The following is an 8,496-nucleotide window of genomic DNA, read 5'->3' as shown; positions in this document are numbered from 1 at the left end:
CAGCATATATGCTGATTTGTTTGTGGTATGCAGCAAACTATACATTAAGTGCCATAATTGAGTGGCAAGTATTTAGACCTTATAATGCTGATGCGTTATGGAATGGTCTTTATATGTTTGAGGCCCTCTGCATATTTATTGGACTTATTTTTTTTTATGCCTCCTGGCTTGTAAGATATAAGCTCGTTTTTCAGATTTCTGGACATGTTTTTGGCCTGTCAGTTTATTTTATGACTATGAGTTATCTGTCCTATTATTTCGATTATTTTCTGGATGGGCTTGTGTTTTTTGATGACTGGAAGGAATATATGCTCAACCTATTGAGCTGGGATGCAATGAGGTTTTATGATCAATATATCATTACTGTAGCTATTTTTTATGTGATCAGATATTTTGAGCACACACAGCGTAAAGAGCAGGAAAAGAGTCAGTTGGCACTTAAGAATAAGGAAATGCAGCTCGCCTTACTTAGGTCTCAGATCAACCCACACTTTTTGTTTAACACGCTCAACTCAATTAGCATGTTGATATCTTCAAGTAAGGAAAAGGCAAGAAAGGTAATTACTCAGCTTTCTGACGTATTTAGATATGCCCTTGATTCACATTCTGGTGAGCTTGTAAAACTTGTTCATGAGCTTGAGTTTATTGAAAACTATATAAAAATACAACAAGTGAGGTTTGGGACTCGCCTTAAGTATGTTGTCGAGGTTGAGCCAGAATGTAACAGTCTTGAAGTGCCACCTATGGTACTACAGCCCCTGGTAGAGAATTCGGTAAAATACGGAATTGGACCAAAGGATGATGGAGGGACAATTAAACTTATTATAAAACGTGTTGAAAACGGAATTTACTTTGAGGTAACAGATGACGGGCTGGGGAAAAATGCCGCAAAAGTTTTAGATGGCAAGTCAACCGGTGTCGGTTTAAAGAACAGTAATAGAAGATTGATGAGTATATTTGGACGAAGAGCTGGGCTGAAGATTGATGCCAGAGAAGATGGATATACCGTTAAATTTGTAATTCCTGTTGTAGAAAAATACGAACCAGTGGTTACAAAAGAGGTGGCTGAGCTAATAGAACACTAACCAACTAAACATTTAACAAGCTAAACATGAAAATCAACTGCATTATAATTGATGATGAAAAACTTGCACGCGAACTTTTAATTGAATTTTTAGAACCATATACAGATATTGAAATTGTTGCAGAGTGTTCTAACGGAAAGGATGCCGTTGAAAAAATTAATGAATTGAAACCTCAGTTGATATTTCTTGATGTGCAAATGCCAGGAATGGATGGCTTTGATGTATTAGAGAATATAGATCATCGACCATTTGTAATTTTTACAACCGCTTACGATCAATATGCCATTAAAGCCTTTGATAAAAGTGCTATAGATTATCTGCTAAAACCTCTGGATGAAGAGCGCTTTAAAATTGCCGTACAAAGAGCTTCTGAAAGAATAGGAGCTGAAGAAAACAATGTAGAGGAGTTAATTAGCAGCTTAAAAGGGTCAATAGAAGGTGGAGCTAAATTCTCAACACATTTATTTGTTCAAAAGAGCGAGAAGCTTTTAAATATTGAAGTAAAAGATATTATCCACTTAGAGGCATCTGGAGATTATACAGTGCTTACCACCAAGGCTGATCAATTTTTGAGTTCATCAGGTATCGGGAAGCTCGAAGAGCGTTTGGATCCTGAGGTGTTTATTAGGATTCACAGAAGTTCTATTATCAATCTCAACTTTCTCAAGGAAATTGAAAAGCATTTTAATGGTGGGTTAATCGTTAAAATGGAGAATGGGAAGAGCTTCCCTGTTAGTAGAACCTATGCTAAGCAAATAAGGAAGAAAGTAGTCTAAATCAAACGAGCTTTAATAACCTGCATTTCGTCAGAGGTGCAGGCTACTTCAGTAGACATATATTTCAATATATATTGAATGATGTCTGCATTTAAATCCGAAGAATCAAGCAGTTGAATATTTTCGATAATCAGCTTTTTGTCTTCCACTATGTTATCCTTCATGCCAATATAAGAGGGCAGGCTATTCTCTATATACAATCTCAAAAAGCGAATTTCAAGATTCATTTTATCAAGGTCAACAGCTTTGGTTAGTAGTGCCATTGCCTCTTTTAGATTACTTATTTTAGATATGGGATTCCAGCTGTGTTTAGCGATAAGTGCTTTGGCAGCAGCTTCATAGGCAGTTATAACGGGTGTTGATTGTTTGAAAGCCTCAACTTTAGTATAGTATTGAAAGCATTTTTCCAAATCAAAATCAGTGTAGAATAGTTCTTCACGAATGACGGCAATTGCGCTTTTCTCTTGAGCATTTATATTTGCCAGCCCTGCAATTAAGAAAACAAAAAATAAACAGGCTCTTTTCATTAAATTAAATAAGTAAAGTTTCAACGTTTTTGGTTTGAAAAAGTTGATATCCCGATTAACTTTTTTTGACTTATTTGATAACCACTATAGAAAAGTGGTTTTCCACTTATCAAAATGTATTTTTTGCTGCCATTTTTTATTTGTTAGATTTGCCCGTTATTCAAATAAGATAAACTGACGAAATGCAACAAGTAAATGATTTTCTGGTCTTAATTGACAGTTTTATTGGTAGTGCAATTTGGTTCCCATACGCCCTTTTAGGCGCAGGGCTTTTCTTCACTATTTATTTAAAATTTCCTCAAGTAAGATTCTTCAGACATGCGGTAAGAATTGTGACAGGTAAATTTGATAAAGCAGATCTCCCTGGAGATACTTCTCACTTTCAAGCCTTGGCCACGGCACTTTCAGGAACAGTAGGAACAGGAAATATTGCGGGTGTTGCATTTGCTCTACATTTAGGTGGTCCGGCAGCACTTTTTTGGATGCTGGTAACTGCGGCTTTTGGTATGTGTACTAAATTTGTGGAGGTAGCTTTATCTCATAAATATAGAGAGAAGCTTGATGACGGTACTATGGCTGGAGGACCAATGTACTATATGAAGAATGCTAAGTTTCCATTGAATGGAAAAAATGTTAACCTAAAATGGTTAGCAGCTATATTTGCATTTGCTACAGTTTTATCATCTTTTGGCACGGGTAGTTTGCCACAAATCAATAGTATTTCAAGCTCATTACTAGCCACCTTCGGATTTGATCAAATGATAACGGGAGCTGTATTAGCAGTTTTATTAGGGTTAGTAATCATTGGTGGTATAAAAAGAATTGCAGCCGTTACTTCTAAGCTGGTACCAGCCATGGCTATCATTTACTTTATAGGAGCTTTTGCTGTAATCTTCGCTAATCTGGGAAACATCATCCCTTCATTTATTTCAATTTTCGCTGATATATTTACTGGTTCTGCTGCTACGGGTGGTTTTATTGGAGCCAATATAGCATACGCCTTCAATAGAGGTGTAAATAGAGGTTTATTCTCAAATGAGGCTGGTCAGGGTTCTGCACCTATTGCTCACGCTTCGGCTAAAGCTAATGAGCCATTATCTGAAGGTATGGTGGCCATCCTTGAGCCATTCATTGACACTATCATTATTTGTACTGTTACTGGGCTAGTACTGCTTTCGTCAGGTGCTTGGAATGAAAAACATCAGAACATTTTTGAGTATAATGATATTGAGATTCTATCGAATCAATACTCTGAAAAAAATGAACAGGATTTAAACAAAATCTATAATCACCTTAATGGCAATTCCGCTGAAACAAAATACAATGGTGTATTAAATGTTGAGAATGGTGTGATTACCAATGATGACCTTACATTTTTGCACGCAAGATCATTTGCTGATGATATCATAGTTTATGAAGACGACCTATTAGACACTAAAAAGTTATTCTCAGGTAATGTGACTATTACAAACGGAAGTATATCTGATACTAAGTCATTAAGATTTGAGGGTAAATCGCTAGTTCATTCTGCACCATTGACTGCCATTGCCTTTAACAGAGGTTTTTTTGGTGATTATGGGCAATATATTGTTTCTATCGGACTGTTATTATTTGCGTTTAGTACAGCTATAAGCTGGTCATACTATGGAGACAGAGCGATGACCTTCTTATTTGGAACAAAGTCAGTCATCTATTACAGAATAGTATATGTGGTGGCTTTCTTCTTTGCATCATTTGCTGATACAACCATCATCTGGACGCTGTCAGGTATTACCATTGCTTTAATGACCTTACCTAACTTGATAGGTATTATTTGGCTAAGAAAGGATATGAAAAAGACTATCGGTGAATATGGAGATTTCTTCGAGGAGAATTTCCCTGGTGTTAAGCATCCGAAGTTTAAATAGTATAAAAATCATTTATGTTAAAGGCCTGAATACACATTCAGGCCTTTTTTATTCATTATCAAATTTCACTGTAACACGCGCTGTGCTTTTAACTTTGTTGCCATTCTGTTCAGCTGGCAGCCACTCTGGACCTTCCTTAATTAACCTTATAGCCTCCTGATCATAATAATCACTCAAGCTTCTTTTAATTTCAAAATTGGTAAGCTGTCCATTTTCCAGAATATCAAATTTAACGGCTACTTTACCCTTTACTTGTTGAGCAGAATCATATTTGGTGTTTTCTCTCAAATAGTCTTTGTAGTCTGACATTGAAATAGAAGGTCTGGAATTATTCCAGGTATTGATTGAGTTATCTACTGCTGTAGATGAAGTGCCGTAGCCAACCACCACCACTTCGCTTAGCTGGCTTACGTCACTACCCATTTGAACATCTATTTGAGACCTGTCACCTATTTCCACTTCTTTAGTAGCAAGACCTATAAAGCTTATAACCAGAGCATCTTTTTCAGAAGCTTCAATATCATCAATTTTAAAACGGCCATCAATACCTGTAACTGCTCCCTTTGTGGTGCCTTTAACCACTACATTGACGCCTGGTAATGGCTGACCATCTTCAATGGAGGTTACTTTACCACTGATAGTGGAAGTAGATGGAGGAGCTGTCATCGCCAGACCAGCGGCACTTGGGGCTTCATCCCGAGCAGCACTTCTTGCAACGGATTTCTTTCTTGCTTCTATTGGTCTTGCTGTCTCTTCCTTTGTGCTTTCAACAGTTACTAGCTCTTCGGATATGAATTCTTCAGCAACGACTTCATCATCAGCCACATCAATTTCAGCTATTTCCATAGATTCTGACTTAACTTCTTTTTCATCAGCTATGATAGCGTTATCTGCAATTAGCTGATCACTTTCAATATTTGAATCTGTATTTTCAATCTCTTTGGATCGTGTTTCGACCACCTTTTCTTCAGGAGGTTGGTTTTTTTCAATTGCTGGCTCAGGTACACTTTCAGCTTCAGTATCATCAATTTCTTTCTCCAAACTAAGTTCTTCCTCAAAGGATTCTTCAGGAGTTTGAACAGGTTCATTCTGTGCTATTTGTGGCTTATTAGTATCCTTAGCAATATCATGTACCAAATAAGTACTTAACGCTAATAAAAGTATTGATGCGGCAATTTTAATGTAGAAGAATATATTATCATTTTTCTCTTTCGAGATCCGCTCTTCTAACTGCGTGTTTATTTTATTAAGATCATTGAGTAAGTCACCCTCATAACGATCAAAACCCTCCATGGCTTCATTTTCAAAAGATGAATTCAGCATAAGTCTTTCGATTTGATGCTGCTCATCTTCAGATAACAAGCCTTTATAGTACTTGTCTATAAGTTCTGGTGTCAGTTGATCGATATGTTTCTTGTCTTTACTCACTTGTACTTTCCATACAGATTTTCAAATTTCGCTTTCCATTTTGGATGTAGCTTTTCACTTTCTTTAAATCAAACCCAGTTTTATCTGCAATATGCAGGTACGGTTTTTTCTGAAGGTAGAACAGTTCAACACATTGTTTCTGTTCATTTTGCAATTTTTCTATACAATTTTCAAGTTTTTGCAGGTCATCTTCTAACTCGCCTTCATCTTCATGATGCAGCAATAGGTTAGATTCCATAATATCAGGATCAAATTCTACTGATCCGGACTTTGATTTTTGAGAACGAATGGTCATCAGGCAATGATTTTTAGCCAAAACATATAGCCAACTTTTAAAATTTTGAATTTCATGCTTTTTAACCGCATCAATTAGCTTCTCAAAAACCTGCATCACAGCATCCTGACTTTCTTCTTTGTCTTTAAGGTACTTTAGGCATAAACCATATACCAAATGCATATATGGCTTATATAGCTTCCCTAAAACCTCGAGGTTGCCATTTTTCTTATAGGACGATATGAGCTCTTCTTCTGTAATACTTTAACGGGTTATTGGACTAAACTAAAATATTTTTCTAAGCATTTATGGAATTTCTGTAGGCAGTGCATCCTATCAATAAAGTTCAACTTAAATATAAATGCCATGAAAAATAAAATGATGCTTTGCTTAATGTTAATGAGCTTCATATATAATGATGCTATTAGCCAAATAAGAATTTCCGGAAAAGTCACTTCTATCAATGAGGGAAGTCCGCTACCGGGTGTAAATGTAGTTGTAAAGGGAACCACCATTGGTACTGTCACTGATATTAATGGAGAATTTACCATAGAGGCTCCTAATTCCAAATCAATCCTTGTTTTTAGTTTTATAGGGTTAGCAACAGAAGAAATTAAAGTTGGTAATCGCAAAATCATCGATGTACAAATGGCTTCAGACGTCCGACAACTTAGTGAAGTTGTAACCACCGGTTATGGAAAGGGCAGAAGAAGTGAGAAAAAGGCAGCAGCTGAATACGAGATGGCAGATGTTGATGAGTCATATATGGTAAGACCGTCAGGTATAGCCAATACTTCTTATCCTCAATCTCCGGTTGAATCAAATAATGAAGACTACGCTAAAATTTCTGAAAACGGATTTAAGAACCCTTTTGCTGATCCATTGTCAACTTTTTCTATAGACGTAGATGCGGCATCATACAGCAATGTAAGACGCTTTTTGAATCATGGTCAAATGCCACCGAAAGATGCGGTGAGAATTGAGGAAATGGTCAATTACTTCAACTATGATTATGCACAACCTAAAGGTGACGACCCATTTTCTATTAACACAGAATTAGCATCAAGTCCATGGAATAAGGACCATAAGCTTGTACACATTGGCCTTCAGGGTAAAGATATTTCAATGGATAATTTACCTCCCTCTAACCTCGTGTTTTTGTTAGACGTGTCTGGTTCAATGAGTAATGCTAACAAATTGCCTTTGCTTAAATCTGCTTTTAGATTATTGATTGATAAGCTTAGACCACAGGATAAGGTAGCTATTGTGGTGTATGCTGGTGCTGCCGGGGAGGTGCTTCCTTCAACAAGCGCTTCAGAAAAGGATAAAATTTTGGATGCCTTGGATAATTTGAGTGCTGGAGGATCAACCGCTGGTGGAGCAGGTATAAACCTGGCATACAAAATTGCCAAACAGAATTTTGTTAAAAATGGAAATAACCGTGTGATTCTTGCCACCGATGGTGACTTTAATGTAGGTGCGTCAAGCAATGAGTCAATGGAGGAACTGATAGAGCAGAAAAGAGAAGAGGGTGTATTCTTAACTGTTTTGGGATTTGGGATGGGGAACTATAAAGACTCAAAAATGGAAATATTAGCAGATAAGGGTAATGGTAACTATGCCTATATTGATAATATTTTAGAAGCTCAGAAAGTATTGGTTCATGAGTTTGGCGGAACGCTATTCACAATAGCCAAGGATGTTAAAATTCAGGTAGAATTTAATCCTGCTAAAGTTCAGGCTTATAGATTGGTGGGGTATGAAAACAGAATTTTAGCTCCTGAAGATTTTAATAATGATAAGAAGGATGCCGGAGAACTAGGAGCTGGTCATACTGTTACGGCTTTATATGAAATAATTCCAGTTGGGGTGAAGAGTCAGTTTACTGTTGATGATCTTAAATATCAAAAAACAAAAATCACTGATGGTGCGATCAACTCATCAGAGTTGATGACAGTAAAATTGAGATACAAAGCTCCTGATGGTGATAAGAGCAAGTTGATTGTCAAGACCATTGAAGATTCTAAAAAGTCAATTGATAATACTTCGGATAATTTCAGATGGTCAGCAGCGGTAGCAGCATTTGGGATGCTGTTGAGGGACTCTGACTTTAAAGGAGATTTAAACTATGCTGATATTTATGATTTGGCGAAGTCTGCCAGAGGTAAAGATGAGCAAGGATATAGAGCAGAGTTTATAAGAATGGTGGAGAGCTGTAGGTTGATGGCGAGGAAATAAAATTAATTATAAAATGGGCTGATCTAAGAATATGGATCAGTCCATTTATGTTATTGTTAGGTGTCTACATATCGAATAAAGTCTTGTAGTCATCAGGACTAATCTCATAAGTTTTCCATCCGTTCTTTTTAATGATATTATCAATTTCAGAGCTTGTAGTCAGATAAAGAACACTTAAGTATTGTTTTTCTTCCCCTAATAGTGGAATCAAAATCAATTTTTTATCACTAATAAGCGAAAATTCTTCTGGTGTCATTTTTT

At 36.6% G+C, this 8,496-nt stretch carries 8 protein-coding genes; 4 read left to right on the top strand and 4 right to left on the bottom strand.

Annotation, left to right across the window (positions count from 1 at the left end; genetic code table 11):
* Together E1140_RS03465 and E1140_RS03460 are read left to right on the top strand one after the other, a co-directional pair.
* Positions 1-1,085, top strand: a 1,085-nt coding sequence (locus E1140_RS03465; RefSeq protein ID WP_185153408.1) for a sensor histidine kinase, incomplete at its 5' end; no start/stop codon positions are given.
* 26 nt (positions 1,086-1,111) lie between these two features.
* Complete coding sequence (locus tag E1140_RS03460; RefSeq protein WP_155179066.1) at positions 1,112-1,861, top strand: LytR/AlgR family response regulator transcription factor; 750 nt, start codon at positions 1,112-1,114, stop codon at positions 1,859-1,861.
* Here E1140_RS03460 and E1140_RS03455 read toward each other — a convergent pair.
* Positions 1,858-2,388: a hypothetical protein gene (locus E1140_RS03455; RefSeq protein WP_155179064.1), complete on the bottom strand. Its 531-nt coding sequence runs from the start codon at positions 2,386-2,388 to the stop codon at positions 1,858-1,860. The genes E1140_RS03460 and E1140_RS03455 overlap by 4 nt on opposite strands.
* Positions 2,389-2,570: 182 nt before the next feature.
* Here E1140_RS03455 and E1140_RS03450 point away from each other — a divergent pair, with 182 nt between their 5' ends.
* Entirely contained in the window at positions 2,571-4,295 is a 1,725-nt protein-coding gene (locus E1140_RS03450) for an alanine/glycine:cation symporter family protein (protein WP_155179061.1), read from the top strand.
* Between the two features lie 48 nt (positions 4,296-4,343).
* Here the strand turns inward: E1140_RS03450 and E1140_RS21990 are convergent, their stop codons facing one another.
* Both E1140_RS21990 and E1140_RS03440 read right to left on the bottom strand, forming a co-directional pair.
* Complete coding sequence (locus tag E1140_RS21990; RefSeq protein WP_155179059.1) at positions 4,344-5,723, bottom strand: TonB family protein; 1,380 nt, start codon at positions 5,721-5,723, stop codon at positions 4,344-4,346.
* A complete protein-coding gene (locus tag E1140_RS03440) occupies positions 5,716-6,240 on the bottom strand; it encodes an RNA polymerase sigma factor (protein WP_343034133.1) in 525 nt (174 codons plus the stop codon). Before E1140_RS03440 ends, E1140_RS21990 begins: the two co-directional genes overlap by 8 nt.
* A gap of 123 nt (positions 6,241-6,363) precedes the next feature.
* Between E1140_RS03440 and E1140_RS03435 the strand changes: the two genes are divergently transcribed.
* Complete coding sequence (locus tag E1140_RS03435; protein ID WP_221412618.1) at positions 6,364-8,235, top strand: vWA domain-containing protein; 1,872 nt, start codon at positions 6,364-6,366, stop codon at positions 8,233-8,235.
* A 64-nt stretch (positions 8,236-8,299) separates the two neighbouring features.
* Here the strand turns inward: E1140_RS03435 and E1140_RS03430 are convergent.
* Positions 8,300-8,496 (bottom strand): hypothetical protein (locus E1140_RS03430; RefSeq protein ID WP_185153407.1); only part of this gene is annotated, 197 nt, incomplete at its 5' end.

It is taken from the genome of Fulvivirga lutimaris (assembly GCF_009711525.1).
Classification (GTDB): domain Bacteria; phylum Bacteroidota; class Bacteroidia; order Cytophagales; family Cyclobacteriaceae; genus Fulvivirga; species Fulvivirga lutimaris.
The sequence above is the reverse complement of the archived record's forward strand: the minus strand, read 5'-3'. Positions and strand labels throughout refer to the sequence as shown.